Raw genomic sequence first — 25441 nt, forward strand, 5'->3', positions numbered from 1 at the left:
GCCGATTCCGAGATGAATCGGCTCCATGGGATCATATCGGGCACCGCTGGCGCGGTGCCCTTGCCCTCTTCGACTTTCAGCCGCAGCTCTCGCCGTCAACAATCTACTTCGCAAGAGCGTACCCATGTTTTTGGCTCGGGGGTCGCGCCACGCACGACCCCCCGAGCGACAAAGATGGATGGCAACGCTTGTATCGCGCCGTGCCCGTGTACCGTCAATGAGCCACTCCTCGCCGCCGGTCCGCCGCGTCGCGGACTGGGACTCCGACCAGCTGTCGTCGCTCGCGGCCGACCACGGCACGCCGCTGTACGTCGTCGACCTCGACCGTGTCGCCGAGAACTACGAGCGGTTCGCGTCGGCGTTCCCCGACGCCCACGTCATGTACGCGGCGAAGGCCCACACCGGCCGCGCGGTGCTCGCGACGCTGCTGGAGGCGGGCGCGGACATCGAGTGTGCGGCCCGGGGGGAACTCCAGCGGGCCATCCAGGCGGGCGCCGACCCGGACACGCTGCAGTACACGGCGGTCAACCCGCCGGACGCCGACCTCGAGTACGCCGCCGAACTGGGTGCCGACCACCCCGGGCTGACCGTCACGGGCGGCGCCCGGGATACGTTCGACCGGCTGGAAGATCGGGGGTACGACGGCCGCGTCGCCATCCGGGTCAACCCCGGCATCGGCACCGGCCACCACGAGAAGGTCGCGACCGGCAAGGACGCCAAGTTCGGCATCCCCTACGACGAGGTGGTCGAACTGGCCGACGACCTGCGCGAGCGGTTCGACCTCGTGGGGTTGCACGCCCACATGGGGTCGGGCGTCCTCCACGACGACCTGGACGACCACTGTCGGGCCATCGCGAAGGTGGCCGAGCTGGCCCGCGAGGTCGGCGACGCGGACCTGGAGTTCGTCGACTTCGGCGGCGGGTTCGGCGTCCCCTACCGCGAGGACGAGGAGCCGCTGGACATGGATGTCGTCGGCGAGCAAGTGCGGGAGGCCGTCGGCGGCCTGGACGCGCAGATCAAACTCGAACCGGGGCGTTACGTCGTCGCCGACAGCGAGGTCATCCTGACCGAGGTCAACACTGTCAAGGAGACGCCGGAGACGACCGTCGTGGGGGTGGACGCGTCGCTGGCGACGCTGATCCGGCCGGCGATGTTCGACTCCTACCACCCCATCGGCAACGTCTCGGCGCCCGACCGGGCGGCCGAACCCGTCTCGGTCGGCGGCCCGTGCTGTACGAGCGCGGACGTGTTCTGCACGGACCGGCCGGTCGCCCGGCCCGAGCGCGGGGACCTGCTGGCCATCGGCAACGCCGGCGCGTACGGCTACGAACTCGCCAACCAGTTCCACTCCCAGCCCCGGCCGGCCGAGGTGGCCATCGAGGACGGCGACGCGCGGGTCGTCCGCCGCCGGGAGTCGATGGACGACGTGACCCGCGTCGAGCGCGAGGCGGGGGAGCGCGCCGCGACCGACGACGCCCCGGACGGAGGACTATGACCTTCGACGCGCTGGAGTTCCACGAGCGGGCGGTCCGCACCGGGTCCCACGAGTCCGTCGACGAGATGCGCGACCTGCTGGTCGAGACGCTCGAAGCCGCCGGCGCCGACCCGGTCGTCGACGAGGCGGGCAACACGCTCGCCACGCGGACGGGCGAGGGGTACGAGCCCGGCGACGAGGCGAAGAGCGGTTCTGACGAGGGAACCCACCTCGTCCTGAACACCCACATCGACACGGTGCCCCCGCACGTCCCGTTCGCCGAGCGCGAGGACGGGGCCGTCGTCGAGGGCCGGGGCGCCTGCGACGCGAAGGGGCCGCTCGCGGCGCTCGTGGACGCCTTCCTCAGCGCCGGCGTCGGCGAGGACAACCGGCTGACGCTGGCGATCACGCCCGACGAGGAGACGGTCCAGTCGGGCGCCGCCCACCTCAAGGGGACGCTCGACGCGGACGGCTTCGTCGTCGGCGAACCCACGGGACTGGACGTGTGCAACGCCGCCCGCGGTCAGTACGAGGGGACGGTCACGATCACCGGCGCCGCGGCCCACGCGGCCACCCCCGAGAGCGGCGCGAACGCGGTCCGCGCCATCGCTCCGATACTCCAGGCGATGGAGAGCTACGATGAAAAACGGGGTCCCGGCGAACACGAGTCGCTCGGTCGACCGACGCTCACGCCGACTGTCGTCGAGGGCGGCGAGGCCTCGAACCAGGTGCCCGAGGAGTGTGTCCTCACCTTCGACCGGCGGCCGGTCCCGCCGGAGACGCCGGAGGAGTTCGAGGCGGGGCTGGCCGAACACCTCTCGCAGTGGGTCCCCTCGGGGATGGACCTGGACGTGAATCTCTCGCCGCGGGAGACGCCGTTCCTTGCCGCGTTCGCGACCGGCCGGGACGACCCGCTCGTCGAGGCGCTGGCGGCCGCCAGCGGCGGCGAGGTGCGGCCGTTCGGCGCCGCGACGGAGGCCTCGTACTTCGCCGAGCACGCCCCGACGGTCGTGTTCGGCCCCGGCGACCTCGCGGACGAGGAGGGCGCGGTGGCCCACAGCGAGCGCGAGTACGTCCGCCGCGACGAGATCCGTGCGGCCGCGCGGGCCGTCCGCGACGCGGTCGACGCGTTGCTGTAGAGCAGTCCCGGTGGGGCTGTGCGGGCCGACTTACTCGACCAGCGGCGCGACGACGCCGAACACGAGCGGCGAGAACAGCCCGAGCGCGATGCCGAGGACCTCCATGTCGAACAGCAGCGTCTGTTCCCAGCCCGGGAGTCCGCCGAGGACGGCAGCGCCGACTATCTCGCCCGCCCCGCCGAGGACGAACAGCGCGACGCCGAGGAAAAAGCCCGCCTTCGCGTACGTGGCGTAGTCCATGCTCGCGTGGTGTGTCATGGATTCCGGTATCCCGCCCCGTGGCAAAAATCCACTGTGAGAGTTCGTCACGCTGTCTCACGGAAATCCTTTGGTCGGGTGTGGCATACGGGGTGGCAATGCGAGAACTCCTGCTCGGACCGGTCGCCGAGGCGCTCGGCGTGGTCCTGTACGTCGTGGTCGCGGGCGCGATGGCGGTCGTCGGCGTGCTCGCCGAACAGGCCGGAATCGACAATCTCGGCGCCGGACAGACGACGCTGGGACTCTGGGAGGTCGCCGTCGGCGCCCTGCTCATCTACGGCGCGCTGAACGTCGCCTACCACATCGTCCTGCCGCGCCTGCGCGGCGCCGAACCGACGGCCTGAGCCGGCGGGAGCCCGCCCGAGTACCGACGCGGCGTTCACGCCAGGTACGACATCGCCTCCTCGTCGCTGACCTGTGCGAAGTTCCGGTAGTGAGCGCCGACCGCCCGGAAGTTCCGGGGGCGCTCGACGGCGACCACCTCGTCGGCCAGCGCCGCGAGTTCGTCGAGTGTGTCCGGCGGGCCGACGGGGACGGCGACGACCAGTGATTCGGGCTCCTCGTCGCCGACGAGCCGTAGACAGGCGCGCATCGTCGCGCCGGTCGCGACCCCGTCGTCGACGACCACGACTCGCTTGCCGGTCAGATCGGGACGGTCGCCGTCGCGATAGGTCGCGGCCTTCCCGGCGGCGACCTCGCGCTCGCGCTCCCGCTCGCGGGCGAGGTAGGCGTCGCTCACGTTCAACCGGTCGAGCGCCTCGTCGTTGAGCCACGCCGCGCCGTCCTCGGCGACCGCGCCGATCGCGTACTCCTCGTTGTGCGGCGCGCCGACCTTCGAGGCGACGACCACGTCCAGCGGCGCTCCGAGGCGGTCGGCGACGACGCGACCCAGCGGGAGGCCGCCGCGGGGGATCGCGAGGACGATGTCGGCGGCGACTCCCCGCTCTTCCAGAGCGTCCGCGAGCCGTTCGGCCGCGGCAGTCCGGTCGCGGAACATGTCTGTGGGTACGGCTCACACGGACAAAGGTCTGTGGCCGACCGTCGCCGGTGTCCGATGCGGCCGGTGTCGAGCCCGCTACTCCCGCGCGTCGTCGACGAGGTTGCTCGCGACGCCGGTGTAGCCCGCCGGCGTCAGCGCGTGCAGTTCCGCGCGGACATCCTCGCTCACGTCGAGGTCGTCGATCATCGCCTCGAAGTCGGCCATCGACACGTCCCGGCCGCGGGTCGCCTCCTTCACGTGCTCGTAGGCGTCGTCGAACCCCTCGCGGCGGAGGACCGTCTGTACCGCTTCGCCGATGACTTCGGGCGTCGCTTCGAGGTCGTCGCGCATGACCTGCTCGTTGGGGACGACCTTCCCAAGCCCGTTCTCCAGCTTCGCGTAGCCGATGAGACAGTGGGCCAGCGCCGCGCCGATGTTCCGCTTGACCGTCGAGTCCGAGAGGTCCCGCTGGAGCCGCGAGGTCGTCACGTAGTCGCCGAGGAAGACCAGGTCGGAGTTGGCCTTCGAGAGGTTGCCCTCGCTGTTCTCGAAGTCGATCGGGTTGACCTTGTGGGGCATCGTCGACGACCCCGTCTCGCCCTCGGCGGCCTCCTGGCCGAGGTACCGATCGGAGACGTAGAGCCACACGTCCAGATCCAGGTCCAGCAGGACGTTGTTGGCCCCCCGGAGCGCGTCGAAGACGGCCGCCAGGTCGTCGCAGGGGTTGACCTGCGTCGTCAGCGGCTCGTGTTCCAACCCCAGGTCGCGGACGAACGTCCGCGAGAAGGCCCGCCAGTCAACGTCCGGGTAGGCGGCGTCGTGAGCGGCGTAGGTGCCCGACGCGCCGGCGAGCTTGCCCGAAATCTCCGCGGTCGCCCGCTCGATGCGGCCGAGCGCCCGGCCGAGTCGCGAGGCGTAGACGGCCAGTTCCTTCCCGTAGGTCGTCGGGGTGGCGGGCTGGCCGTGGGTCCGGGCGAGCATCGGCAGGTCGCGGTGCTCGCGAGCCTGCTCGACGAGGGCGTCACGCACGTCGCGCAGTTGCGGGACCAGCACCTCCTCGACGGCGGGCTTGACCAGCAGCCGGTGGGCGAGGTTGTTCACGTCCTCGCTGGTGAGCCCGAAGTGGATCCAGTGGGCCGCGTCGAGGTCCTCGGGCAGGTGCTCGCGGACGAAGTACTCGACGGCCTTCACGTCGTGGTTGGTGGCGGAATAGTCGCCGTAGCCCTCCGTCTCGATGCGCTTGACGAGCGCCGCGTCCTCGTCGTCGAACTCCTCGTAGACGGCCCGCAGGTGGTCGCGCTGGGCGGAGTCGATCTCCAGCGGCGTCTCGGGCAGGTCGGCGAGCGCGATCAGGTACTCGATCTCGACGCGGGTACGCGCCCGTATGAGCGCCGCCTCGCTGGCGTAGTCGACCAGCGGTTCGGTGTACCGCGCGTAGCGGCCGTCTAGCGGCGAGACGGCCCGCAGTGGCGATCGGTCGGTCATGGTCGCCCCTGCGGCGAGTCGGCCAAAGAGCGTGTCGGTCGGCGGTCGCGGCCGCGATCGAGTCGTTGAACGCCCGGCGGATCGCTCGGGCGCCCCTACTCGCCGTGGGTCGGGCGCTCCCCACCGACAACGGATCGCTCGGGCGCCCCTACTCGCCGTGGGTCGGGCGCTCCCCACCGACAACGGATCGCTCGGGCGCCATATGGCGCCCGAGCGATTGTGTCGACCGTGTCGACTGTGTCCCTCGCCATTCGCAACTACTTTGCGCGGCCGCGGCGGCCCTTCGAACATGAAACTCGCAGGGATGGCGAGCAACCGCGGGCGGAACCTGTTGAACGTCGCCGACCGCGCCCCCGGGGGCGCCGAGTTCTCGGTGATCCTGACGAACGACGCCGACGCACCCGTCCTCGACGCGGCGGCCGAGCGAGAGATTCCGACCGAAGTCGTCGAGCGCGAAGCCGACGAGGACCGCCGCGACCACGAGCGGCGGGTCCTCGACGCGCTGGACGGCTACGACTTCGATCTGGTGACCCTGGACGGCTACATGCGCCTGCTGTCGGACACGTTCCTCGACGCAGCGCCGACGACGCTGAACGTCCACCCGTCCCTGCTGCCCGCCTTCCCCGGCATGGACGCGTGGGGCGACGCGCTCGACTACGGCGCGGACGTGGTCGGCTGCACCGTCCACGTCGTCACCAACGCCATCGACGAGGACGGGGAGATCATCGAGGAAGAAGTCGACGGCGGCCCCGTCGTCACCCAGGAGCCGATCCCCGTCTACGAGGGCGACGACGAGGGCGACCTCAAAGACCGGGTCCTCTACGAGGGCGAATTCAAGGCCTACCCGCGTGCGGTCAAATGGTTCGCCGAGGGCCGCGTGACGGTCGACTACGACGCGAACCGCGTCTCTGTCGAGGGCAACACCGGCGGGGACCTGCCGACCCGCCTGTTCAGCTCCGAGGACCGCGCCGCCGACCTGCGCTACGGGGAAAACCCCCACCAGGACGCCGCCGTCTACGCCGACAACACCGTCGACGAGGCCAGCGTCGTCGGCGCCGACCAGCTGAACGAGGGCGCCAAGGCCCTGTCGTACAACAACTACAACGACGCCGACGGCGCCCTGAACCTCATCAAGGAGTTCGACGAGCCGGCCGCGGCGGTCATCAAACACACCAACCCGGCGGGCTGTGCGACCGCCGACACGCTGGCCGACGCCTACGCCGACGCGCTGGCGACCGACCCCAAGAGCGCCTTCGGCGGCATCGTCGCTCTGAACCGTGAGTGCGACGAGGCGACCGCCGAGCAGATCGTCGACTCGTTCAAGGAGGTCGTCGTCGCGCCCGGCTACACCGACGCCGCGCTGGAGACGCTGTTCGAGAAGGACAACCTCCGCGTGCTCGACGTGAGCGACCAGTACGAGGTCACGGAGACGACGACGGAGAAGAAGCTCGTCGGCGGCCGGCTCGTCCAGGAACGGGACACCCAGTCGCTCACACCCGACGATCTGGAGGTCGTCACCGAGCGCGAACCCACCGACGAGCAGGTCGAGGCCATGCTCTTCGCCTGGCAGACCATCAAGCACGTCAAGTCCAACGCCATCGTCTTCGCGACGGGCACCGAGACGGTGGGCGTCGGCGCCGGGCAGGTCTCCCGCGTCGACGCGGTCGAGATCGCGGGGATGAAAGCCGAGAAGGACGCCGAGGGCAAGACGGCCGAGGGCGCCGTCATGGCCTCGGACGCCTTCTTCCCGTTCCCGGACGGCATCGAGAAGGCCGCCGAAGCCGGGATCGAGGCGGTCATCCAGCCCGGGGGGTCGAAGAACGACGACATCGTGACCGAGGCCGCCGACGAGCACAACATCTCGATGGTCATGACCGGCCAGCGGGCTTTCAGGCACGATTGAGGCGCCGTGCCGCCCCGGCGACCGGCTGACCGGGTTCCGCCCCGCGGCTCGTTTCTCCCCGACCGGGCGATTTACAGTCCGCTGGGGCGGGCGATACGCCATGACCTACCGCGTGATCCAGGTCGGGACCGGCGGCCAGGGCGGCCGCTGGTGCGAGACCTTCCTGCCACCCAATATCGAGAAGGGACTGATAGACGTCGTCGCCGCCGTCGACGTGGACCCCGGCGCCCACGAGAACGCCGTCGAACACCTCGGGCTCGACCCCGAGGACTGCTACACCGACGCGGCGACCGCCTTCGCGGAGCACGACGCCGACTTCTGTACGGTCGTGACCCCACCGTGGGCCCACGAGGAGGTCGTCGACGCCGCTGTCGACCACGACCTGGACATCCTCTCGGAGAAACCGATCGCCGACACCCTGGAGGCGTCGGTCCGCATCGCCGAGAAGGTCGACCGGGCGGGCCTGAAGATGGGCGTGACGATGAGCCACCGCTTCGACCGCGACAAGACGACCGTCCGCCGGCGCCTGCGCTCGGGCGAGCCCGGCCCGCTGGACTACCTCGTGGGCCGCTTTACCTGCAACGCCCGCACCTACGGCCGGTGGGGCGAGTTCCGCCACGAGATGGACAACCCCCTCCTCGTCGAGGGCGCGGTCCACCAGCTGGACTACCTCGCGGACATGGCCGGCGCGAAGTGCGAGCGGCTCTACGCCGACACGTGGCTCCCCGAGTGGGCCGAGTACGAGGACGACGTGCAGGCCACCGTCCAGATGCGCTTCGGGAACGGCGTGCGGGCGACCTGGGAGGGCGCGAAGGCCAACGCGACGACGCTGAACGGCTGGGGCAGCGACTACCTCCGCGCGGAGTGTCGCGACGAGACGCTCGTGCTCGACGACCGCGAGATCGAGCGCTACCCCTACGAGCAGGAACGGGAGTCGGTCGTCGGCGCGACCGACGCCGAGGGCGAGCCGGTCCCGCTGGACGAGCAGGACGCGTGGGGCAACACCTGGCTGGTCGAGCAGTTCGTCGAGTGGCTCGACGGGGGCGAACCGATGGCGACCGACGTGGGGTCGAACCTCCAGTCGGTCGCGCTGGTCGAGGCGGCCATCGAGAGCAGCGAACGCGACGAGGCCGTCGACCCGCAGGCGTTGCTCGCCGAGGCCCGCGAGTCCGTCGAACTCTGAGCGATGTCGAGGCTTTCGGGCGGCGACCCCCGGACGGCACCCCGGCCGTGAGCCTTAGGTGCGCCCGCGTCGTGGACGGGATATGGAACTGACGCACTGGGCTCGCGACCACGTCCCGGCCGCGGCGGTGCTGACGGTCGCGTTCGCCGCGCTGTCGGCCGTCTCCGTCGCCGGCGCGACGGGGTGGCTCCTCCTCGCCGCGCTGGAGGTCGGCGCGGCGTCGACGCTCGGGACCTTCCTCCCCTTGTTCGCCCTCGGGACCGTTCTCGGCCTCCCGCTGACCGTCGCCGCCGCGGCCCTCGCAGTCGTCGGGGCGGTCGCGCGGGTTTCGACGACCGTAGCGGCGAAGCGTCGCGCGGCGAGCACGCGTCTCGGTCTGGTCGCGTCCCGGGTCGAGCGGAATCCGCTCGCGCGCCTCCTGGGCGTCGCCGCCCTCGTCGAGGATCTCGACACCCGCTCGCCCGAACGGCGGGCCGACGACCGGATCGAGCGCCTGAAGGAGCGCTACGTCGACGGCGGCCTCTCGGAGTGGGAACTCGAAGAGCGGACGCGGATGGTCCTCGACGAGGAAGGGGTCCCGCGGGAGGGTCCCGACGAGCTCGACGACCAGTTCCGAGAGACCGAACGGAGCTGAGTTCGAACACGGCACCCGCATCGGTCCTGCCGTATCCGGTTCGGCCCGCGGATCGGTCGCCACGCGACAGCCGCCGACCTCGTATCCGATCGCCCGGTACGGCCATGGATATAGCGAGATACGGACAGGGTCGGAGAGCGGATGCCGGGGCGTTCTCGGCAGGTCACGAAGGTCCGTATCGTGTCGAAACCCTGTACCGACGGTAGAGATAGACGGGTATCGTGACGAACCAGGCGACGACTACACCGGGGAGATAATACCTGAGTCGCGGGGTCCAGTCCGTCCGTCGACGGACGTGAACCACATCGATCACCAGCCCGACGTAGATGATCGAGTTCACCGCGAGCATCGCGTACGGAGAGACGACGGCGAAATTGAGAGACAACTGCTGTGTCGCAAGGCCGTACACCACGAGCACGCTTGCCCACTGTGCAACCGCCGTGTAGACCGCCGCGCCAGCGAGCAGCTCCTCACCTTGTATCGAGGGAGCCATCAGCGGTGAGAGGACGAACGCCGGGGGAGCGATCACCCCCAGCATCAGGAACGCGGTCACCGACCACAGCGGTTTCGCGCCGTCGTTCGCCCGGTCGACAGACCGTCCGGACTCCGTGGTTGACGCCGGCTCCCCGTTCGAAGGATCCAGGGAGGTCTGCCGGTCGGTGTCTCGTTCCGATTCGACGTCTGCCGTCCGGTCCCGAGTCTCCGTCGCTCTCTGCTCAGGTCCCGCTGTGGTGGTTGTCTCTCCCCGTGCCTGTCCGGTCCCGTTGGATTCTGCCCCGTCTTTCGGAAATTCGACCCGCTGCGTCCGGGCGACGAAGTGGTCTCCGGCGTCGAATTCCACCGCGCCACCGTCTCGCTGGGCCCTTTCGAACAGCTCACCAGCCATTCGAACCGCGGTATCGTGATTCGGTGAGTAGAGCCAACGGAAGCCGATCGGATCGGTCCCCTCGTCGTTCCTGATACGGTACAGATATCCGCGGTCGTCGGACGGCCGGAGATAGATCTCGTACCCGTTCCCCTTCGAGAGCAGTGAGACCCCTTCGATGTCGCTGTACGGGAGCCGCCAGGAGCCGGCCTGCTGGTCGGCCTCCGCCAGTGGGGCCTCGTACGGATTGTAGATGCCCAGGCTCCGGAGGGGATTGAACGGCCCCTTGGAAAAGACGTTGTCGAGCAGATTCTTGGCCGTGCTCTCGGTCGCGGACTGCGCGAAGACCACCTGATCGTCCAGCAAATAGAGTTGTCCGCGTGAGAAGCTCGCGTCGACCGTCCCTAACTGCTTGATCTCTCTGCCGGCCTGCTTGACAGCTCCGGTTTTCGAGGAGCTATCCGTTATTTCTTCGATTTCCCCACGAACTTTGTATGGATCGGTCATTGTCCGTTCGATATACGGACTCCCTTATTTTCTTTCGGCCGCTTCGACGGTTTCCGCCGGCCCTCTCAGCGTAGTGTCCGCTCGTTCGCTCTGACGGTGGTTTCACCACTGCTCCAACTCGAGGAGGGGCGGAGTTTATTGATCCCGCCGAAAGAAGATGGCTCAGTTATTTCCGGCGGCTGGCCCAACGGTGAGACATGGGACGAACGCTGCTGGGGATCGACCTCGACGAGTCGCCCGTCGGCGGGCTCATCGAGGGACTGCTCTCCGACGAGGACCTGGAGAAACTCACCGACGGCGGCCGCGACGTGGACGAACGCGACGCCGAGGAGTCCGGTGAGGGGACGGGCGACGACGGGACGGATGTCGGCACCGACCTGGTCGACGACGCCGTCGACCACGAGGGCGACGACGGGGACGGGGGAACCCAGTCGGAGTCCGGGTCGATCCCGGTGGGGACCAGCGGGGGCAGTGGCGGCGAGGCGTGGGACTCGCCGAGCCCCGACGGACCCGAACCGGTGCCCTCGCCCGGCGCCGAGGATGTCGACGACGAGGACGGCGGCTGGAAGTCGAAGCTCCGACCTCTCCTGCTGAAGGGCGCCGCCGCCCTGGCCGTCCTCGCCGTCGTCGCGTTCCTCGCCTATCGCTACCTCGGGAAGGCCAAGTCCGTCGCGAGCGACAAACTCGGGAGCGACGACGGGACCGACTCGCCGCCGACCACCGACCCGGCCACGGACGACGCCCCCGAGGCCCGCCGGCGAGCGAAGGCGCCGGACCGCGACGACCGCGAGGAGTTCGCCGACCGCCCCGTCGACGAGACGGTCGGCCACGCCGAGCGCGCGGCGTCGGCCGGCGAGAGCGAAGCGACCGAAGGGAGCGACGGGGACGAAGCGGACCGGGCGGCCGACGAACGGGACGGCGAACCCGACACGGTCGGGCGGCCGGCCGCCGACTCGGACGTGGGCGCGCTGGTCGGGCTGGCCGCGCTGGCGCTGGTCGCCGCCGTCGTCCGGAAGTTCGGGGAGGACCGCGAGTACGACCCGCTCGTCGACGGACCGGTCGACGACAGCGACGATGAGTGAGGACGCCGCGAGCGACCGCGACGACCGGGTGGACGCCGAAGGAGACAGCGACCCGACCGCCGGCCTCGCCGGGCGCGAGGGGTGGCACGTCGAGGGGGCGGCCGCCCGTGTCCACTACGAGGGCGAGGGCGACCGCTACAGCGTCGAGTACTACGCCCCGAGCGACTGCGTGCTCTACTGGAAGGTCCCGCCCGAGGACGGCGGCGAGACGGCGGTCCCGGTGGGTCGGGAGACCGTCCCGAACCCGCTGCGCGAGCGCATCCGGATGGACCTCGACGCCGCCGGTATCGACCCCGAAATCGAGCGGCGGTCGCTGTAGCGGGTCCGACCCGACGGGCGTTCCGTGACGACTGTGTCGCGAGTCGCGACGGTCCGGTTGGGGACTCCGACAGGTCTAAGCGGGCCCATCCGGAACCGCACGTGCATGGAGTTTCACGAGGCGGCGGACTTTCTCTTCGATCTGCGACGGTTCGCGCCGCGGCCGGGCCTGGACCCGACGCGGGACCTGCTCGGCCACCTCGGCGACCCCCACGAGCGGCTCGCCCCCGTCCAGGTCGCGGGGTCGAACGGCAAGGGCAGCACCGCCCGGATGGTCGAGCGGGCGCTGCGGGAGGCCGGGCTCTCGGTGGGGCTGTACACCTCGCCGCACCTCGACGACGTGCGCGAGCGGGTCCGCGTCGACGGCCGGCCGATGACGGAGTCGGCTCTGGTGGAGTTCGTCGAGTCGTTCCGCGAGTACGCGACCGACCGGGCGACCGACGGCGACTCGCCCACCTTCTTCGAGACGCTCACCGCGATGGCGCTGTGGGAGTTCGACCGACAGGACGTGGACGTGGCCGTCCTCGAAGTCGGGATCGGCGGGACGCTCGACGCCACGAGCGTCGTCGACCCGATCGCCAGCGCCGTCACCGCCGTCACGCTGGAGCACACCGACCTGCTGGGCGACACGGTCGCGGAGATCGCCCGCGACAAGTCGGGGGTCGCGCCGGCCGACGCGCCGCTCGTGACCGCCGCGACCGGCGACGCGCTCGCCGCGATCCGCGAGGAGGTCGACGACGTGGTGACCGTGGCCGACGCCGACTGGACCGAGCCCGACGACCCCGACGTCGTCGTCGAGTACGGCGGCCGGGAGGGGCTGGAGGGGGCGGTGACGGTCGAGGGGACCGGCACCGTCGCCAGCGGGGACGGCGGCGACGGAGCGGACAGGGGGACCGACGCCGACGGCGACGCGTGGACCGTCGACACCCACCTCCCGCTGCTGGGTGCCCACCAGGCACGCAACGCGGGCGTCGCGGCGGCGCTCGTCCGGCAGGTGGCCGACCGTCTCGGGACCGACGTGGCGACCGAGGCGATCGAACGGGGGTTCCGCAACGCCCACTGGCCGGGGCGGTTCGAGGTGATGGACCGCGACCCGCTGGTCGTCCTCGACGGCGCACACAACCCCGGCGGCTGCGAGACGACCGCCGAGGTGCTCTCCACCTTCGACTACGACGAGGCCCACCTCGTCGTCGGCGCGATGACCGACAAGGACCACCGCGGGATCGCCGCGGCCTTCGCCGACGCCGACCTCGGCCGGGTCGTCGCCTGCCGACCCGACCACGACCGCGCCGAGTCCGCAGAGGTGGTCGCCCGCGCGTTCGCCGGGGAGACCGACGCCGACGTGACGACCCACGAGCCGGTCGCCGGCGCGCTCGACCGCGCGCTCGACGCCGCCGGCCCGGAAGACGCCGTCGTCGTCTCGGGCTCGCTGTACGCCGTCGCCGAGGCGCGCACCCGCTGGTCGCGACCCACCGTCCCGCTCGACGTGGACTCGGTGGCCGACGCCGAGGCGGCGCTGGAGCGGGCGCACGTCCCGGCGGACGACGCGAGCGGCGTTGCGGGCGACGCCGTCCACCGCGTCCTGCGGACCAGGCTCCGACCGCGCCGCGCCCGCCGTCTGCAGTCCGAACTGCGGGCGCTGGGCGGCGAGGTCGCCCTCTCGGCGCTGGCCGACCAGGACGAGGAGCGCGTCGACGCGGTGGCGATGGCGACCCGCGACCAGTTCGAGCGCCTCGCGGACGCGCTTGCCGACCGTTCGGACGACCTGACGCCGCTGGCCGGCGAGATCCGGACCGCGATCGACGCGTCGCCGACGCCCAACGCGGCAACGCCGACGCCCGACGCCGAGCGGACGGCCGCCGAACGGGGCTACCCGTGGGCCGACGGCACCGCGGTCATGGGCATCCTCAACATCACGCCCGACAGCTTCCACGACGGCGGCGAGTACAACACCGTCGCCGACGCCCGCGAGCGGGCCGAGCGGATGGTCGAGGCCGGCGTCGAGATCCTCGACATCGGCGGGGAGTCGACGCGGCCGGGCGGCGAGGTCGTCCCCGCCGAGGCGGAGAAAGAGCGCGTCGTCCCCGTGATCGAAGAGATAGCCGACCTCGACGCGATGATCTCTATCGACACGCGCAAGGCCGAGGTGGCCCGCGCCGCCCTCGACGCCGGCGCGGACCTGCTGAACGACGTGTCCGGGCTCGAAGACCCGGAGATGCGGCTGGTCGCCGCCGAACACGACGTGCCCGTGGTCGTCATGCACAGCATCGAGGCGCCGGTCGATCCGGAGACGGACGCCGAGTACGACGACGTGGTCGACGACGTTATCGACTACCTCGCCGAGCGTGTCCTGCTGGCGGAGAAGGCCGGGCTCGACCGCTCGCAGATCCTCGTCGACCCCGGACTGGGCTTCGGCAAGTCCGCCGCGGAGAGCTTCGAACTCCTGGGTCGGCTGGACGAACTCGCCGCGCTCGGCTGTCCGGTCCTCGTCGGCCACTCCCGGAAGTCGATGTTCGAACTCACCGAGGGCGGTCGCGAGGGCGCGCTCGACGAGACGGTCGCCGGGACGGCGCTGGCGGCCGAGCGCGGCGCCGACGTGATCAGGGTCCACGACGCCCACGAGAACGTCGCCGCCGTCCGCGTCGCCCAGGCCGCCGCCGACCCCGAGCGGTTCGCGGAGGAATGAGCGACGAACGCAACCTCGACGAGTGGTCGAGCGAGGTCATGGCGGGCTACGACGACCTGGCCGACGCCTACGACGCCGACCGCAGTCCCGCGGCGGAACTCCCGCTGGTCGAGGGCCTGGCCGCGGACCTCCCAGCGGACGCCCGCGTCCTGGACGCCGGCTGCGGCGGCGGCCGCGCGGTGCTGGAGACCCTCGCCGACGAGTACGACGCCGTGGGCGTCGACCTCTCGCCGGAACAGCTGGCGCTGGCCCGCGAGCGCGCCCCCGCGGCGGCGCTCGCCCGCGGCGACCTCACTCGGTTGCCGGTCGCCGACGGCGCCGTCGACGCGGTGACGGCGCTACACTCGGTCATCCACGTCCCGCGCGAGCACCACGAGCGGGCGTTCGCGGAGTTCGCCCGCGTCCTCCGACCCGGCGGGCATCTCCTGTTGACCACTGGCGTCGGCGAGTGGGAGGGGCGCAACGACGACTGGCTCGACAGCGGCGCCGCCATGCAGTGGAGCTTCCACGGCCGCGAGCGGAGCCTCGAACTGCTCGACTCGGTCGGGTTCGACGTGACCGACGAGACCGTCCGCGACGACGAACTCGGCGGCGGCGAGTGGCTGTTCGTCCGCGCGCGGTTCCGGCCCTGACGGCGGCCGCTCAGTTCAGCGTCGGCCGGTCGACCGGGCGGAACCGGTGCCCGCAGCGCGGGCACTCGACGAGCCGTTCGCCGCCGGTGTCGACTGCCTCGAACGAGCGAGCGAGGCCGGTCTTCCCGCAGTCGGGACACCGGCGGAGGAAGGGCGGTATCATCGGGGTCACCGATCGGTAGACGGCCGAGCGACAAGGGTCCGTCGGCGGAACGGCTTTGTCGCGAGGCCTCCTCACGGGAGCCGTGAGCGGCATCGTGTTCTTCCGGACCGAGGACGAGGCGCGCGCCGTCGCGTTCTACCGCGAGCGGGTCGGCGCCGAGACGTGGCTCGAACAGGACGGCTGTACGATCCTCCGCCACGGCGACCTGAAGTTCGGCTTCTGCGGGCGCGAGGAGACCGACGACTGCGGGATCCTCACGTTCTACTACGACGACCGCGAGCGCGTCGACGCGATGTACGAGCGGCTCGACGACTGCGCGCGCGGTCCGCCGGAGACGAACGAGCAGTACGACATCTACCAGTTCTTTGCCGACGACCCCGACGGCCGGACCGTCGAGTTCCAGACGTTCCTGCATCCGCTGCCCGACGACGAATAGCCCGGGGACGGGGCGGGCGGGACGGGACAGGACGGACAGTCTGGCTACAACAGTCCGTAGTCGGCCTGGAGGTCGCGGTAGGTCTGGAGATAGCGTTCGAGGACGGCGTCGTGGTCGAACTCGGCGTACTCCTCGTCGACGGTCAGCCGCTCGAACTCGCCAGCGTCGACGATGGCGTCTGCGATCTGCTGGGGGTCGGTCGCGCGGAAGCTGCGTTCTTCCTCCTCGATGAGCTCGTGGGCGCTGGACTCGGCCTGGTACTCGACGATACCGACGCAGCCGCAGGCCAGCGCCCACAGCAGCTCGGTCGCGAAGTACTCCCGGTAGGCCGTCTGGACGAACGCGTGGGCGCCCCTGTAGTAGGCCACTCGCTCCGCGCGGTCGCAGGCGCCGGCGAAGGTCACCCGGTCGTCGATCCGCAGATCCCGTACCTGCCGCTCGTACCCCTCGCGCTCGGGCCCGTCGCCGACGATCGTCGCCGACCACTCGCGGTCGCGCAGCTCGGCGAGTCCCAGCAGGAGACTCTCCAGGTTGGCGCTTTCGTCGAGCGGGTGGGCGTAGACCACGTCGACTTCCTCGGCGGGGTCGGTCTCCCTGACCGTCTCCATGTCGATGCTCTCGGGGACGACCTGCGTGGCCTCGGCGGTCGCGCCGCGTTCGCGGACGCGCGTGCGGACCATCTCCGAGGGGCTGACCACCGCGTCCGGGAGGGTGGCGGCGCGGTCGGCGAACCGGGAGTCGTCGACGGACTCGTCGCCGAACCACTCGACGACGAGGGGCGCCCGGGCGAGCGTGCCGCCGAGGCTCGCGGCGAGGACGCCGACTGGTGGGTCGGGTCGGGCGTGGACCACGTCGGGGTCCTCGAGTGCGAGCAACGCGGGCAGCCGGACCGCGAAGGAGGTGAGCGCGGGCGAGATGGTGACGCCGCGGTAGGTGACGCCGTCGCGCTCGACGGTCTCCTCGTCGCCCTCCCAGAACTGGGCGCAGAAGACGGTCACGTCGTGGCCGCGGGCGGCGAGGGTGCGTGCGACGCGTTCGAACCGGCGGGCGCCTTCGGTGTCGCGATAGTGAGTCGTCTCCATCGAGACGAACGCGACGCGCATACGCCGGACGATGGCGGCAGGTATCAAAAATCCCCGCGATCCCTCGGGGGCGAGCGGGTACGGCCGCCCTACCGCGGCGACCCCTGTGCCCCGCTCCCGAAGTAAGTCGCACCTACCGTGCAACAACGCTTATCGCCGCCCTGGGGGGATCGGGCCGGTAGTGAATCGACGGGCGTTTCTCGGGAGCGCCGGCGTGGCGCTGTCGCTCGGCGTCGCCGGTCGTCGCGCCGCGAGCACGCCGGATCCGGTCGTCGTCCGCGTCTGGTTCAGCGAGTCCGCGGCCACGCACGACGCCCTCGAGGACAGGGTCGAGGGGTACCTCGGTGCGGCGCTCGACGAGGCGCTCGACGCCGCCGTCGAACTGGAGTTCGCGCCGTCGACGGTCGCGCTACCCCACGAGGGCGGCAAGGCCTCGCTCGGGATGGACTGGCCCGTGACGGTCGCCGAGGGGCTGGTCGGGCTCGGGGAGGTCGACCCCGTCGGGGACGTGAACCTGCTCGTCACCGACGGCGACCCGCGGCGCCAGCCCGCCGGGTACGCGCGCCCGCACGTCGCCGCGGCGACCGGCGGGGCGTACATCGCTCGAATGCCGCCCGCCGAGGATCTCTCGGCGGTCGTCCCCTACTCGGTCCCCGCCGCCGCGACGCAGTTGCTCCTCCACGAGGTCGGCCACGCCCTCGGTGCCACCCACGCCCACGGGACGGCTCGCCGCGAGGGCGACGCGCTCGTCGCGAGCCCGATGGTCGGCAGCTACCTCTGGGCGTCCGAGCGCGTCCGCGAGGCACAGCTCGCCGACGGGAGCGCCTGCGGCGGCGCGTACCCGAGCGACGACGGCGCCTCGGAGCGGCGACTCGGCCTGCGCTACGCCGACTGCGCCGCGGGTGCGCTACGGTGACGAAAAATACGGCGAACGGTCGAGTCCTCAGCTCGCGTCGTCAGTTTCGGTCTCGGTGTCGTCCCCGACGATCCCGTCGTCGGTGTCGGTCTCCGTCTCGTTACCGACGACGCCGCCCTCGTCGGTGGGCGTTCCGTCCTCGGTCTCGTCTCCGAGGCCGTCCTCCTCAGTTTCGGTTTCAGTCTCGTCGCCGAGGCCGTCGCCTTCGGTCTCGGTGTCCATCAGGCCGTCGTCTTCCTCGGTCTCGTCGCCGGTCGCGTCGCCGTCGTCGCCGACGGCGGCCGTCTCGGTTCCGGCGCCCGGACCGGGACCCCCGCAGCCGGCGAGGGCGACCAGGGCGACGATGCAGACTGTCGCGAGTGTGCGGTACATGCGTTTCGACCCTGGGGAGTCGGCCGTTTCGTTATACGCTGAACAGGCGCAATACCACGGCCTTCAGGCCGTGGATACGCGCCGTCACTTGTGCTCACAGTCCACCGTTCAAACGCCGTCCCCGAGTTTCCCATAGTGACGTTTATGTGATAGGACGCCCTACTGAGGAGTAGGAATCGGTCGGAACGGAGCGGATTCCGAACCGTCCTTCGGAGGTGGCCTGTCCACCCACGTAACGAGGCAATATCCGAAAGGGCAGTCGGTGAACACACATGCTAGAAGCGTGTGCCCGTACCGACTGCTCAAAGCAAACCAGACGATACCCCCAAGTCCGGTGACGCTTGCCGGCGTCCCCGTGGCAAAAACAACACAGGGACGCTGTACACGGTCGAGGAGAGGGGTAACGGCGGCTTGGCACCGCCAGCAGTCCACCAGTCCGATACCGTGGGACTACCCGTGCCCGAAAGGGCTTGGAGTCCGGTGATTGGACTGCAAACCTGAAACTCCCACCGCTCGGGATTCCTCCGCGTTTACGCGGAGGAGGGTGTCAATCGCGGGCATTCGAAGGAGGGACGCAACGTTTCCCCCGTTGTGTCCGTCCCGGCGGCGCCAAACCCACACTTACTGTGGCGGTCTGCCACGCCTACCCGAACCGCCGGACCGAACGGACACCGCCGCGGGACCGTCCGGCAGTACCCGGGGTCCACGAGCGCCGACACGGGACCGCTCGCAGGCACCGAGCAGAGCCCGGTCGCACGCCCCGGAAGGACTTTCTCCGTGCCGCCGTTTGCCCGGGGTATGTACGACCTCGACCGGTATCTCAACGTGCGCAGCGCCTACGGCGCGTCGTTCGCGCCCGACGGGACGCTGTCGTTCCTGCTCGACGCCACCGGCACCCCCCAGGTCTGGACGCTCGACGAACCCGGGCGGTGGCCGGTCCAGCGCACCTTCTTCGAGGAGCGGGTCACCTTCGCCTCGTGGTCGCCGGAGCGCCGGGAACTCGCCTTCGGCATGGACGAGGGCGGCAACGAGCGCGCCCAGCTCTACCGGCTGGACGCCGACGACGGGACGATCACCGACCTCACCGACCGCCCCGACGCCAAGCACCGCTGGGGCGGGTGGTCCCACGACGGCGACCGCTTCGCGTTCGCCGCCAACCGCCGCGACGAGTCCGTCTTCGACGTGTACGTCCAGGACCGGACGGGGACGGGCGACGACGCCGAACTCGTCCACGAGGGCGACGGCTGGCTGTCGGTCGGCGGCTGGGCGCCCGACGACGACCGCCTGCTGGTCTCGCAGGCCCACTGGAACTTCGACCAGGACCTGTACGTCCTCGACCTCGACTCCGGCGAGCGCCGACACCTCACGCCCCACGCCGGCGACGTGCGGTTCACGAGCGCCCAGTGGAGCCCCGACGGCGACGCCCTCTACCTGACCACCGACTACGAGTCGGACACGAAGTACCTCGCTCGCCTCGACCTGGCGGCCGTCGGCGACGACCCCGACGAGTCCGACCTCGCGGCGGCGCTCGACACCGTGGCAGACGGGGGCGAGTGGAACGTCGGCGGCGTGGCGCTGGACGACGAGACCGGCCGGCTCGTCTACTCGCGCAACGTCGACGGTTACACCGACCTCACCGTCGGCGAACTCGCCGGACCGACCGAGATCGACGAGTTCCCCGCGCCGGACCTCCCGGGCGGGGTCGCCGGCGGCGTCGCCTTCGACGACGACGCCGGGCGGTTCGCGCTCTCGGCGACCGGCCGGACCGAGAACACGAACGTCTACGTCGTCGAGGCCGAGACGGGTGACGTCGAGCGCTGGACCGACGCCTCCACCGCGGGCATCCCGAAGTCCTCGTTCGTCGAGCCCGAACTCGTCCGCTACCCCACGTTCGACGACCGGGAGATCCCCGGGTTCTTTTCGCTGCCGGACGACTGGGAAGCCGGCCAGACCCCGGTGATCGTCGACATCCACGGCGGTCCGGAGAGCCAGCGGCGGCCCTCGTTCGCCGGACTCACGCAGTACTTCCTCTCGCGGGGGTACGCCGTCTTCGAGCCGAACGTCCGCGGGTCGACGGGCTATGGACGGGAGTACACCCACCTCGACGACGTGGAGAAGCGGATGGACTCCGTGGCGGACGTCGAGGCAGCCGTCGAGTGGCTGACGGACCACGAAGCGATCGACCCCGACCGCGTGGTCGCGATGGGCGGCTCCTACGGCGGGTTCATGGTGCTGGCGGCGCTGACGGAGTACCCCGACCTGTGGGCCGCCGGCGTCGACGTGGTCGGCATCGCCAACTTCGTCACGTTCCTGGAGAACACCGGGCCGTGGCGCCGCGAGTTGCGGGAAGCGGAGTACGGCTCGCTCGACGAGGACCGGGCGTTCCTCGAATCGGTCTCCCCGATCAACAACGTCGAGTCGATCGCGGCGCCGCTGTTCGTCCTCCACGGCGCCAACGACCCGCGGGTCCCCCTGGGGGAGGCCGAACAGATCGTCGAGAAAGCCGCCGAGCAGGGCGTCCCGGTCGAGAAGCTCGTCTTCGACGACGAGGGCCACGGCATCACCAAGCGGGAGAACCGGATCGAGGCCTACACGGCGGTCGTCGACTTCCTCGACGAACACGTCTGAGCGATGAGGGGACACCGGGGATGACCGACGCCGACCTGCAGCGGCGTTCCCGCGAGCGCGTCGCCGACTGGCTGGCAGACCTGCGCGAGCGCGGCGACGGCTTCGAGCGTGTGGAAAAGCGCTGGGAACTCGCGCCCGACGCCTACGAGCGCGACCGCGAGCGGATCGCCGCCGGGGCCAACGGCGGCGCCGGGATCTGGGTCACGAACGACGCCGGCGAGGTGCTGCTCGTCCGCAACGAGGGCGACGATGGGTGGGCGGACCCCGGCGGCAAGCGCGAGGCCGGCGAGTCCTTCGAGGCGGCCGCCTGCCGGGAGGTCCGCGAGGAGACCGCCGTCGAGGCGACGATCGCGGGCGTCCGCGAGGCGCACGTCCTCGAACTCGTCGACCGGACGGACCCCGAGCGGCCGGCACTGGCCAGCCTCATCGTGATCTTCGACGGGGAGCACGCGGGCGGCGAGCCGCGGCCACGGGAGGGAGAGATCGCCGCCGTCCAGTGGGCCGCGGAGCCGCCGGAGACGGTGCTGTACCCCGAGGTCGCCGACCGGCCGTACCCGGCGGGCGAGTGACCGAGGCGGCCGGCGACCCGCTCGCGAGCCCTGAACGAAGGAACGGGTTTATGGTGGAGTGGGCGCTGGTGCGGACGATGGCCGTGGCCGAGGTCTCCCGGGACAGGGTGGAGGAGCGGCTGGTCGCGCTGGAGGACGAGTACAGCGGATTCCCGGTCAACCAGACGACGCTCGCGGTGGCGAGCGACGCCTACGAGCGGGCGGGCGACCGCTGCGAGGACGGGATCGTCGACGCGTACGTCCAGCTGTACAACGACAGCGAGGACGTGCTGCTGGTCGAGCGCGACGGCGAGTGGGCCGTCCCCCACGGCGAACCGGCGACCGACGAGCGCGTCGTCCCCGGGACCGAGGCCGCGATCCGCGAGGCCACGGGGGTCGACTGTTCGCTGACCGACCTCGCGCGCGTGACGATCCTCGGCGTCCGCGACGAGGACGACCCCGAGCGGCCGCCGGTCTACCGCCTGATCGCCGTCTTCGTCGCCGAGACGGAGGGCTCGGCGGCGACCGGAGCCACGTCGGCGGAAGGGACGACCCGGGGAACCGGGACGGACGGCGACCCCGCCGGCGACACAACCGACGATACGACACCCGAGGGCGTCCGCTGGCACCCCACCCTGCCCGAGTCGGCCGTCCCCCCGCACTGACGGGGCTCTCGCGGCGCCTCGGAGCGGCGGGAACTCGATCCACCGGAACACTTACCGCGGCGCTGTCCCCTACACCCGGCAGTGGCAGCCATCGAGACCGACGGGCTCACGAAGCGCTACGGGTCGGTCGCCGCCGTCGAGGGGCTGGACCTGACCGTCGAGTCGGGGACTATCTACGGCTTCCTCGGCCCCAACGGCGCCGGCAAGACGACCACGATGCGGCTGCTGACCGGGCTGACCCGCCCCAGCGACGGGACCGCGACCGTCGCCGGCGTCGACGTGCGCGACCGCGACCGGCTCGGCGAGCGGATCGGCTACGTCCCCGACACGCCGCCGCTGTACGAGAAGCTCACCGCCCGCGAGCAGCTCTCGGCGGTGGCCGACGTGCGCGGGCTCGACCCCGAACGGGCCCGCGAGCGGGTCGACGCCCTGTTCGACCGGTTCGGGCTGGCCGCCGCCGACGACCGCATCCAGAGCTACTCGAAGGGGATGAAACAGAAGACCAGCGTGATTCAGGCCGTCGTCCACGAGCCCGACGTGCTCTTCCTGGACGAGCCGACCAGCGGGCTCGACCCCAACGCCGCGCGGACGCTCAAGGAACTGCTCGTCGAGCTGCGCGACGACGGGACGGCCGTCTTCCTGTCGACGCACGTGCTCTCGGTGGTCGACGAACTGGCCGACACCGTCGGCCTGCTCTCGGACGGGCGGCTGCTCGCCGAGGACGACCCCGAACGGCTGGTCGCCGCCCGCGACGGTGACACGCTGGAGGACGCCTTCGTCGAGTTGACGAGCGACGACGTGGCGGTCCGCCTGCGCGAGTCGCCATGACCGACCCGGCCGTCGTCGTCGCGCGGACGGCCCTCCGCCAGACCTACCGGAAGGTCCGCGAGTCGGCGCGGATGACGGCCTTCTTCCTGCTCATCCCGGCGTTCTTCGGGCTGCAGGTCTCCGGCCTCGTCGGGCCGGGCGCCTACGACCTGGGCCGGCGGTTCGCCGCCGGCGAGGTCGCGCCGGTCGTGACCCGCCTCCGCGGGGCGGTGCTGGCGGGGCTCGTCCTGCTCGCGCTGATGGGCGTGCTCGGCGCCGCGGGCGGCAACAGCGAGTTCAAGGACCGCTACGTGGCCTTCCTGACGGCGACGGACACCCGCGCGGTCGCCGTCGGGAGCGTCGCGCGCCAGACCGCCGTCTGGACGGCGCTGTTCTGGCCGGTGGCGCTCGCCGGCGCGGTCGCCTTCTCCCTCGGCGCCGGCGAGCCGGTCGCGGCCGTCTCGCTGGTCGCGGGCAGCCTCTGGCTGTTCGTCGTCGCCGGCGTCGCGACCGCCCCCGTGGGCTTCGCCGCGCGGTGGGTGCTCGACGGCTACGGGCTCTCGAACAACGCCCGGTTCAGCCTCGGGGTCGGGATGCTCGGGCTGTTCTACCTCGTCCTGTTCACCCGCGAGGCGGTCGGCGCCGCGCTGGCGCCGACGCCGCTGTCGTGGGCCGGGGACCTGCTGCTCGTGACCGTCCCCGGCGCCGGCGCCTCGCTCCCCCGCGCCGGCGGGTTCCTCCTCGGGAGCGTCGGCCTCCTGTTCGCGTCGCTGGCGGCCACGGTCCGCCTCGCCGAGGCCGTCTGGTACGGCGACCGCCCGATCGACGACGGGGGTGACGAGGCCGGGGCGCCGCCGGCGACGGCGACACCCGTCAGGGACGTGCTCGCGTCGGTCGTCCCGCGGCCGACCGCCGCGCTCGTCGAGACGACCTGGCGCCGGACGAAGCGCACGCCGAAGACGCTGTGGTACGTCTACCCGGCTATCTTCGTCGGGCTCGTCACGGCCGAACAGCTGGTCTACAGCGGCCCCTTCGGCGCCGCGATGTACGCGCCCCTCGTCGCCTTTACCGGCGCGCTGGCCGCCGGCAGCGGCTTCACGCTCAACCCGCTGGGTACCGAGGGCGACGCCCTGCCCGCCCTGCTCACCGCCGGCGTCTCCGGGGCGACGTTCGTCCGCGCGAAGGCCTACGCCGTCGTCCTCCCCGCGATGCCGCTGCTCGTCGGCGCCGCGCTGGGCACCGCCATCGGCGCCGGCGTCCGCTCGCCACTGGTCGTCGCCGCCGTCGGCGTGTTCGCCGTCGCCCTGGCGGTCGCCGCGCCGCTCGTCTCGCTCGCCGTCGGCGTCCACTACCCGCCCGGCGACGAGGGGCTGCTCGGCGAGGACGTACAGATCCCGAACAAGTCCGCCTCCGCGGCCTACACCCTCGGGATGATCCTCGTCGGCGCACCGGGGCTCGGCACCCTCGGGGCCTACGCCCGACCGGCCGCGGTCGACCCGGTGACCGTCGCCGCCGGCGTCTGCGTGACCGCGGTCTTCGCGGCCGCCGTCTCCTGGCGGGCCTACCGCCACGCCGTCGCGAAGGTCGACGCCTACTCAGTGGAGTGACGGACCCGAACCGAAACCGACTCCCGTCGAGCGGGGGCTCCTGGTACCATGACGGAGAACGCAGACGGCATCAGCGTCGAGGGGCAGAACGCGGTGGTCATCGGCGGCACGAGCGGCATCGGGCTGGAGATCGCCCGGGCGTTCGCCCGCGACGGGGCGGACGTGGTCGCGACCAGCCGCTCGGAAGAATCGGTCGCCGAGGCCGCCGCGGAACTGCGGGACCTGGGCGCCGAGACGGTCGAGGTGACCTGCAACGTCCGCGACCCCGACTCCATCGAGAACCTCCGGGAGACCGTCGAGGAGGCGCTCGGCGAGATCGACACGCTCGTCACCTCCCAGGGCTCGGTCGCGACGACGCCGGTCACGGAGATGAGCGACGAGGAGTGGGCCCAGGACATCGACGTGCTCCTGACGGGCGCGTTCCGGGCGATCCGCGAGTTCGGCGCCGCCATGGACGAGGGCAGCATCATCAACATCTCCTCGATGTCGGCCCGCCAGTCCCGGGAGGCCCGGCCGAGCTACGTCTCCGCGAAGGCCGGCCTGGACGGGCTCACCCGCGCGGCGGCCGCCGACCTCGCGCCCGAGGTGCGAGTCAACGCCATCGCCCCCGGCTTCGTCAAGACCGAACTCGCCGGCCCGAAACTGGAGGACGGCTCCGAGTTCCGCGAGGGCGTCGACGAGCGGACGCCGATGGACCGCGTGGCGACCCCCGACGAGATCAGCGGCGCCGCGCTCTACCTCGCCAGCGACGCCGCCTCGTTCACCACCGGCGAGATCGTCACCATCGACGGCGGCTACGACCGCAGTTCGGTCTGACCGGGACCGCCCGTGCTCCCCGGCGGTATCGGTGCCGAGCAGTCCACCGATTCGGGTAGCGCTGACAGGTGCCCGCGCCGGCCGGCGCGAGACCGGGGCTGTCGACCGGTCCCCGCGTCGCCGACGGGTCGACGGTTGCCACTGGAATCGCTGGACGGCGGCGACAAATATCGGCTTTTTCGCGCCGTGGCTCGCCCTACCGATGGGCCGGACGGCGTCCGTCCGGGCACACCCCCGGGCCGTCACTCGGTCGAGG

Annotated in this window: 25 protein-coding genes; 18 read left to right on the forward strand and 7 right to left on the reverse strand. The window is 71.4% G+C overall.

Annotated features, from left to right (window positions below; all coding sequences use genetic code 11):
• Positions 1–217 precede the first annotated feature (217 nt).
• Positions 218–1495: a diaminopimelate decarboxylase gene (lysA, locus tag ACMGFG_RS10365; RefSeq protein ID WP_436930267.1), complete on the forward strand. Its 1278-nt coding sequence runs from the start codon at positions 218–220 to the stop codon at positions 1493–1495.
• Positions 1492–2613, forward strand: a complete 1122-nt coding sequence (locus ACMGFG_RS10370; RefSeq protein WP_436930268.1) for a M20 family metallopeptidase — start codon at positions 1492–1494, stop codon at positions 2611–2613. The genes lysA and ACMGFG_RS10370 overlap by 4 nt, the downstream gene beginning before the upstream one ends.
• Positions 2614–2643: 30 nt before the next feature.
• Here the strand turns inward: ACMGFG_RS10370 and ACMGFG_RS10375 are convergent, their stop codons facing one another.
• On the reverse strand, positions 2644–2871 hold the full coding sequence (locus ACMGFG_RS10375; RefSeq protein WP_436930269.1) for a DUF7860 family protein: 228 nt from the start codon (positions 2869–2871) through the stop codon (positions 2644–2646).
• A gap of 98 nt (positions 2872–2969) precedes the next feature.
• Here ACMGFG_RS10375 and ACMGFG_RS10380 point away from each other — a divergent pair, with 98 nt between their 5' ends.
• Positions 2970–3215, forward strand: coding sequence for a DUF8151 family protein (locus ACMGFG_RS10380; protein ID WP_436930270.1), 246 nt, complete (start codon positions 2970–2972; stop codon positions 3213–3215).
• Positions 3216–3250: 35 nt separating this feature from the next.
• Here ACMGFG_RS10380 and ACMGFG_RS10385 read toward each other — a convergent pair whose 3' ends face one another.
• Positions 3251–3868: a phosphoribosyltransferase gene (locus tag ACMGFG_RS10385; protein ID WP_436930271.1), complete on the reverse strand. Its 618-nt coding sequence runs from the start codon at positions 3866–3868 to the stop codon at positions 3251–3253.
• Between the two features lie 78 nt (positions 3869–3946).
• On the reverse strand, positions 3947–5335 hold the full coding sequence (gene purB / locus ACMGFG_RS10390) for an adenylosuccinate lyase (protein ID WP_436930272.1): 1389 nt from the start codon (positions 5333–5335) through the stop codon (positions 3947–3949).
• A 289-nt stretch (positions 5336–5624) separates the two neighbouring features.
• On the opposite strand from purB, the gene purH reads away from it, so the two are divergent.
• From purH to ACMGFG_RS10405, 3 genes are all read left to right on the forward strand, one after another.
• Positions 5625–7238, forward strand: coding sequence for a bifunctional phosphoribosylaminoimidazolecarboxamide formyltransferase/IMP cyclohydrolase (gene purH / locus ACMGFG_RS10395; RefSeq protein WP_436930273.1), 1614 nt, complete (start codon positions 5625–5627; stop codon positions 7236–7238).
• Positions 7239–7338: 100 nt separating this feature from the next.
• Complete coding sequence (locus ACMGFG_RS10400; protein WP_436930274.1) at positions 7339–8421, forward strand: Gfo/Idh/MocA family protein; 1083 nt, start codon at positions 7339–7341, stop codon at positions 8419–8421.
• 82 nt (positions 8422–8503) lie between these two features.
• Positions 8504–9055, forward strand: a complete 552-nt coding sequence (locus tag ACMGFG_RS10405; protein WP_436930275.1) for an SHOCT domain-containing protein — start codon at positions 8504–8506, stop codon at positions 9053–9055.
• 163 nt (positions 9056–9218) lie between these two features.
• Here ACMGFG_RS10405 and ACMGFG_RS10410 read toward each other — a convergent pair whose 3' ends face one another.
• On the reverse strand, positions 9219–10427 hold the full coding sequence (locus ACMGFG_RS10410) for a hypothetical protein (protein ID WP_436930276.1): 1209 nt from the start codon (positions 10425–10427) through the stop codon (positions 9219–9221).
• 197 nt (positions 10428–10624) lie between these two features.
• On the opposite strand from ACMGFG_RS10410, the gene ACMGFG_RS10415 reads away from it, so the two are divergent.
• From ACMGFG_RS10415 to ACMGFG_RS10430, 4 genes are all read left to right on the forward strand, one after another.
• Positions 10625–11509 carry a hypothetical protein gene (locus ACMGFG_RS10415; protein WP_436930277.1) on the forward strand — a complete coding sequence of 295 codons (885 nt, stop codon included), beginning with the start codon at positions 10625–10627 and terminating at the stop codon, positions 11507–11509.
• A complete protein-coding gene (locus ACMGFG_RS10420) occupies positions 11502–11828 on the forward strand; it encodes a DUF7538 family protein (RefSeq protein WP_436930278.1) in 327 nt (108 codons plus the stop codon). The genes ACMGFG_RS10415 and ACMGFG_RS10420 overlap by 8 nt, the downstream gene beginning before the upstream one ends.
• A 105-nt stretch (positions 11829–11933) precedes the next feature.
• The gene (folP, locus tag ACMGFG_RS10425; RefSeq protein WP_436930279.1) at positions 11934–14513 is read left to right on the forward strand and encodes a dihydropteroate synthase; all 2580 of its coding nucleotides are present in this window, start codon (positions 11934–11936) and stop codon (positions 14511–14513) included.
• Positions 14510–15145 carry a class I SAM-dependent methyltransferase gene (locus tag ACMGFG_RS10430; RefSeq protein ID WP_436930280.1) on the forward strand — a complete coding sequence of 212 codons (636 nt, stop codon included), beginning with the start codon at positions 14510–14512 and terminating at the stop codon, positions 15143–15145. Before folP ends, ACMGFG_RS10430 begins: the two co-directional genes overlap by 4 nt.
• 10 nt (positions 15146–15155) lie before the next feature.
• Here ACMGFG_RS10430 and ACMGFG_RS10435 read toward each other — a convergent pair whose 3' ends face one another.
• Positions 15156–15308, reverse strand: a complete 153-nt coding sequence (locus ACMGFG_RS10435; protein WP_436930281.1) for a hypothetical protein — start codon at positions 15306–15308, stop codon at positions 15156–15158.
• 82 nt (positions 15309–15390) lie between these two features.
• On the opposite strand from ACMGFG_RS10435, the gene ACMGFG_RS10440 reads away from it, so the two are divergent.
• Complete coding sequence (locus ACMGFG_RS10440; RefSeq protein WP_436930282.1) at positions 15391–15744, forward strand: VOC family protein; 354 nt, start codon at positions 15391–15393, stop codon at positions 15742–15744.
• A 44-nt stretch (positions 15745–15788) separates the two neighbouring features.
• Here the strand turns inward: ACMGFG_RS10440 and ACMGFG_RS10445 are convergent, their stop codons facing one another.
• A complete protein-coding gene (locus tag ACMGFG_RS10445) occupies positions 15789–16847 on the reverse strand; it encodes a glycosyltransferase (protein WP_436930283.1) in 1059 nt (352 codons plus the stop codon).
• 160 nt (positions 16848–17007) lie between these two features.
• On the opposite strand from ACMGFG_RS10445, the gene ACMGFG_RS10450 reads away from it, so the two are divergent.
• Entirely contained in the window at positions 17008–17742 is a 735-nt protein-coding gene (locus ACMGFG_RS10450) for a zinc metalloprotease (protein ID WP_436930284.1), read from the forward strand.
• 27 nt (positions 17743–17769) lie between these two features.
• On the opposite strand, the gene ACMGFG_RS10455 is transcribed toward ACMGFG_RS10450, so the two are convergent.
• The gene (locus tag ACMGFG_RS10455) at positions 17770–18114 is read right to left on the reverse strand and encodes a hypothetical protein (protein WP_436930285.1); all 345 of its coding nucleotides are present in this window, start codon (positions 18112–18114) and stop codon (positions 17770–17772) included.
• Positions 18115–18912: 798 nt separating this feature from the next.
• Here ACMGFG_RS10455 and ACMGFG_RS10460 point away from each other — a divergent pair.
• The 6 genes from ACMGFG_RS10460 (at position 18913) to ACMGFG_RS10485 (ending at position 25185) form a co-directional block, all read left to right on the forward strand.
• Positions 18913–20742, forward strand: coding sequence for a S9 family peptidase (locus tag ACMGFG_RS10460; protein WP_436930286.1), 1830 nt, complete (start codon positions 18913–18915; stop codon positions 20740–20742).
• Positions 20743–20762: 20 nt separating this feature from the next.
• Positions 20763–21311 (forward strand): NUDIX hydrolase, encoded by a 549-nt coding sequence (locus ACMGFG_RS10465; protein WP_436930287.1) that lies wholly within the window; start codon positions 20763–20765, stop codon positions 21309–21311.
• Positions 21312–21361: 50 nt separating this feature from the next.
• A complete protein-coding gene (locus ACMGFG_RS10470) occupies positions 21362–21955 on the forward strand; it encodes a hypothetical protein (RefSeq protein ID WP_436930288.1) in 594 nt (197 codons plus the stop codon).
• A gap of 81 nt (positions 21956–22036) precedes the next feature.
• On the forward strand, positions 22037–22783 hold the full coding sequence (locus tag ACMGFG_RS10475) for an ABC transporter ATP-binding protein (RefSeq protein ID WP_436930289.1): 747 nt from the start codon (positions 22037–22039) through the stop codon (positions 22781–22783).
• A complete protein-coding gene (locus tag ACMGFG_RS10480) occupies positions 22780–24369 on the forward strand; it encodes a hypothetical protein (protein WP_436930290.1) in 1590 nt (529 codons plus the stop codon). The genes ACMGFG_RS10475 and ACMGFG_RS10480 overlap by 4 nt, the downstream gene beginning before the upstream one ends.
• 48 nt (positions 24370–24417) lie before the next feature.
• Positions 24418–25185 (forward strand): SDR family NAD(P)-dependent oxidoreductase, encoded by a 768-nt coding sequence (locus ACMGFG_RS10485; protein WP_436930291.1) that lies wholly within the window; start codon positions 24418–24420, stop codon positions 25183–25185.
• Positions 25186–25441: the final 256 nt, after the last annotated feature.

It is taken from the genome of Halosimplex halobium, assembly GCF_051414055.1.
Classification (GTDB): Archaea; Halobacteriota; Halobacteria; order Halobacteriales; family Haloarculaceae; genus Halosimplex; species Halosimplex halobium.

What these genes read in the sequence shown, in the direction of transcription:
- lysA (WP_436930267.1), top strand. Translation starts at nt 218, where the DNA reads ATGAGCCACTCCTCGCCGCCGGTCCGCCGCGTCGCGGACTGGGACTCC.
- ACMGFG_RS10370 (WP_436930268.1), top strand. Translation starts at nt 1,492, where the DNA reads ATGACCTTCGACGCGCTGGAGTTCCACGAGCGGGCGGTCCGCACCGGG.
- ACMGFG_RS10375 (WP_436930269.1), bottom strand. Translation starts at nt 2,871, where the DNA reads ATGACACACCACGCGAGCATGGACTACGCCACGTACGCGAAGGCGGGC.
- ACMGFG_RS10380 (WP_436930270.1), top strand. Translation starts at nt 2,970, where the DNA reads ATGCGAGAACTCCTGCTCGGACCGGTCGCCGAGGCGCTCGGCGTGGTC.
- ACMGFG_RS10385 (WP_436930271.1), bottom strand. Translation starts at nt 3,868, where the DNA reads ATGTTCCGCGACCGGACTGCCGCGGCCGAACGGCTCGCGGACGCTCTG.
- purB (WP_436930272.1), bottom strand. Translation starts at nt 5,335, where the DNA reads ATGACCGACCGATCGCCACTGCGGGCCGTCTCGCCGCTAGACGGCCGC.
- purH (WP_436930273.1), top strand. Translation starts at nt 5,625, where the DNA reads ATGAAACTCGCAGGGATGGCGAGCAACCGCGGGCGGAACCTGTTGAAC.
- ACMGFG_RS10400 (WP_436930274.1), top strand. Translation starts at nt 7,339, where the DNA reads ATGACCTACCGCGTGATCCAGGTCGGGACCGGCGGCCAGGGCGGCCGC.
- ACMGFG_RS10405 (WP_436930275.1), top strand. Translation starts at nt 8,504, where the DNA reads ATGGAACTGACGCACTGGGCTCGCGACCACGTCCCGGCCGCGGCGGTG.
- ACMGFG_RS10410 (WP_436930276.1), bottom strand. Translation starts at nt 10,427, where the DNA reads ATGACCGATCCATACAAAGTTCGTGGGGAAATCGAAGAAATAACGGAT.
- ACMGFG_RS10415 (WP_436930277.1), top strand. Translation starts at nt 10,625, where the DNA reads ATGGGACGAACGCTGCTGGGGATCGACCTCGACGAGTCGCCCGTCGGC.
- ACMGFG_RS10420 (WP_436930278.1), top strand. Translation starts at nt 11,502, where the DNA reads ATGAGTGAGGACGCCGCGAGCGACCGCGACGACCGGGTGGACGCCGAA.
- folP (WP_436930279.1), top strand. Translation starts at nt 11,934, where the DNA reads ATGGAGTTTCACGAGGCGGCGGACTTTCTCTTCGATCTGCGACGGTTC.
- ACMGFG_RS10430 (WP_436930280.1), top strand. Translation starts at nt 14,510, where the DNA reads ATGAGCGACGAACGCAACCTCGACGAGTGGTCGAGCGAGGTCATGGCG.
- ACMGFG_RS10435 (WP_436930281.1), bottom strand. Translation starts at nt 15,308, where the DNA reads ATGATACCGCCCTTCCTCCGCCGGTGTCCCGACTGCGGGAAGACCGGC.
- ACMGFG_RS10445 (WP_436930283.1), bottom strand. Translation starts at nt 16,847, where the DNA reads ATGCGCGTCGCGTTCGTCTCGATGGAGACGACTCACTATCGCGACACC.
- ACMGFG_RS10455 (WP_436930285.1), bottom strand. Translation starts at nt 18,114, where the DNA reads ATGTACCGCACACTCGCGACAGTCTGCATCGTCGCCCTGGTCGCCCTC.
- ACMGFG_RS10460 (WP_436930286.1), top strand. Translation starts at nt 18,913, where the DNA reads ATGTACGACCTCGACCGGTATCTCAACGTGCGCAGCGCCTACGGCGCG.
- ACMGFG_RS10465 (WP_436930287.1), top strand. Translation starts at nt 20,763, where the DNA reads ATGACCGACGCCGACCTGCAGCGGCGTTCCCGCGAGCGCGTCGCCGAC.
- ACMGFG_RS10470 (WP_436930288.1), top strand. Translation starts at nt 21,362, where the DNA reads ATGGTGGAGTGGGCGCTGGTGCGGACGATGGCCGTGGCCGAGGTCTCC.
- ACMGFG_RS10480 (WP_436930290.1), top strand. Translation starts at nt 22,780, where the DNA reads ATGACCGACCCGGCCGTCGTCGTCGCGCGGACGGCCCTCCGCCAGACC.
- ACMGFG_RS10485 (WP_436930291.1), top strand. Translation starts at nt 24,418, where the DNA reads ATGACGGAGAACGCAGACGGCATCAGCGTCGAGGGGCAGAACGCGGTG.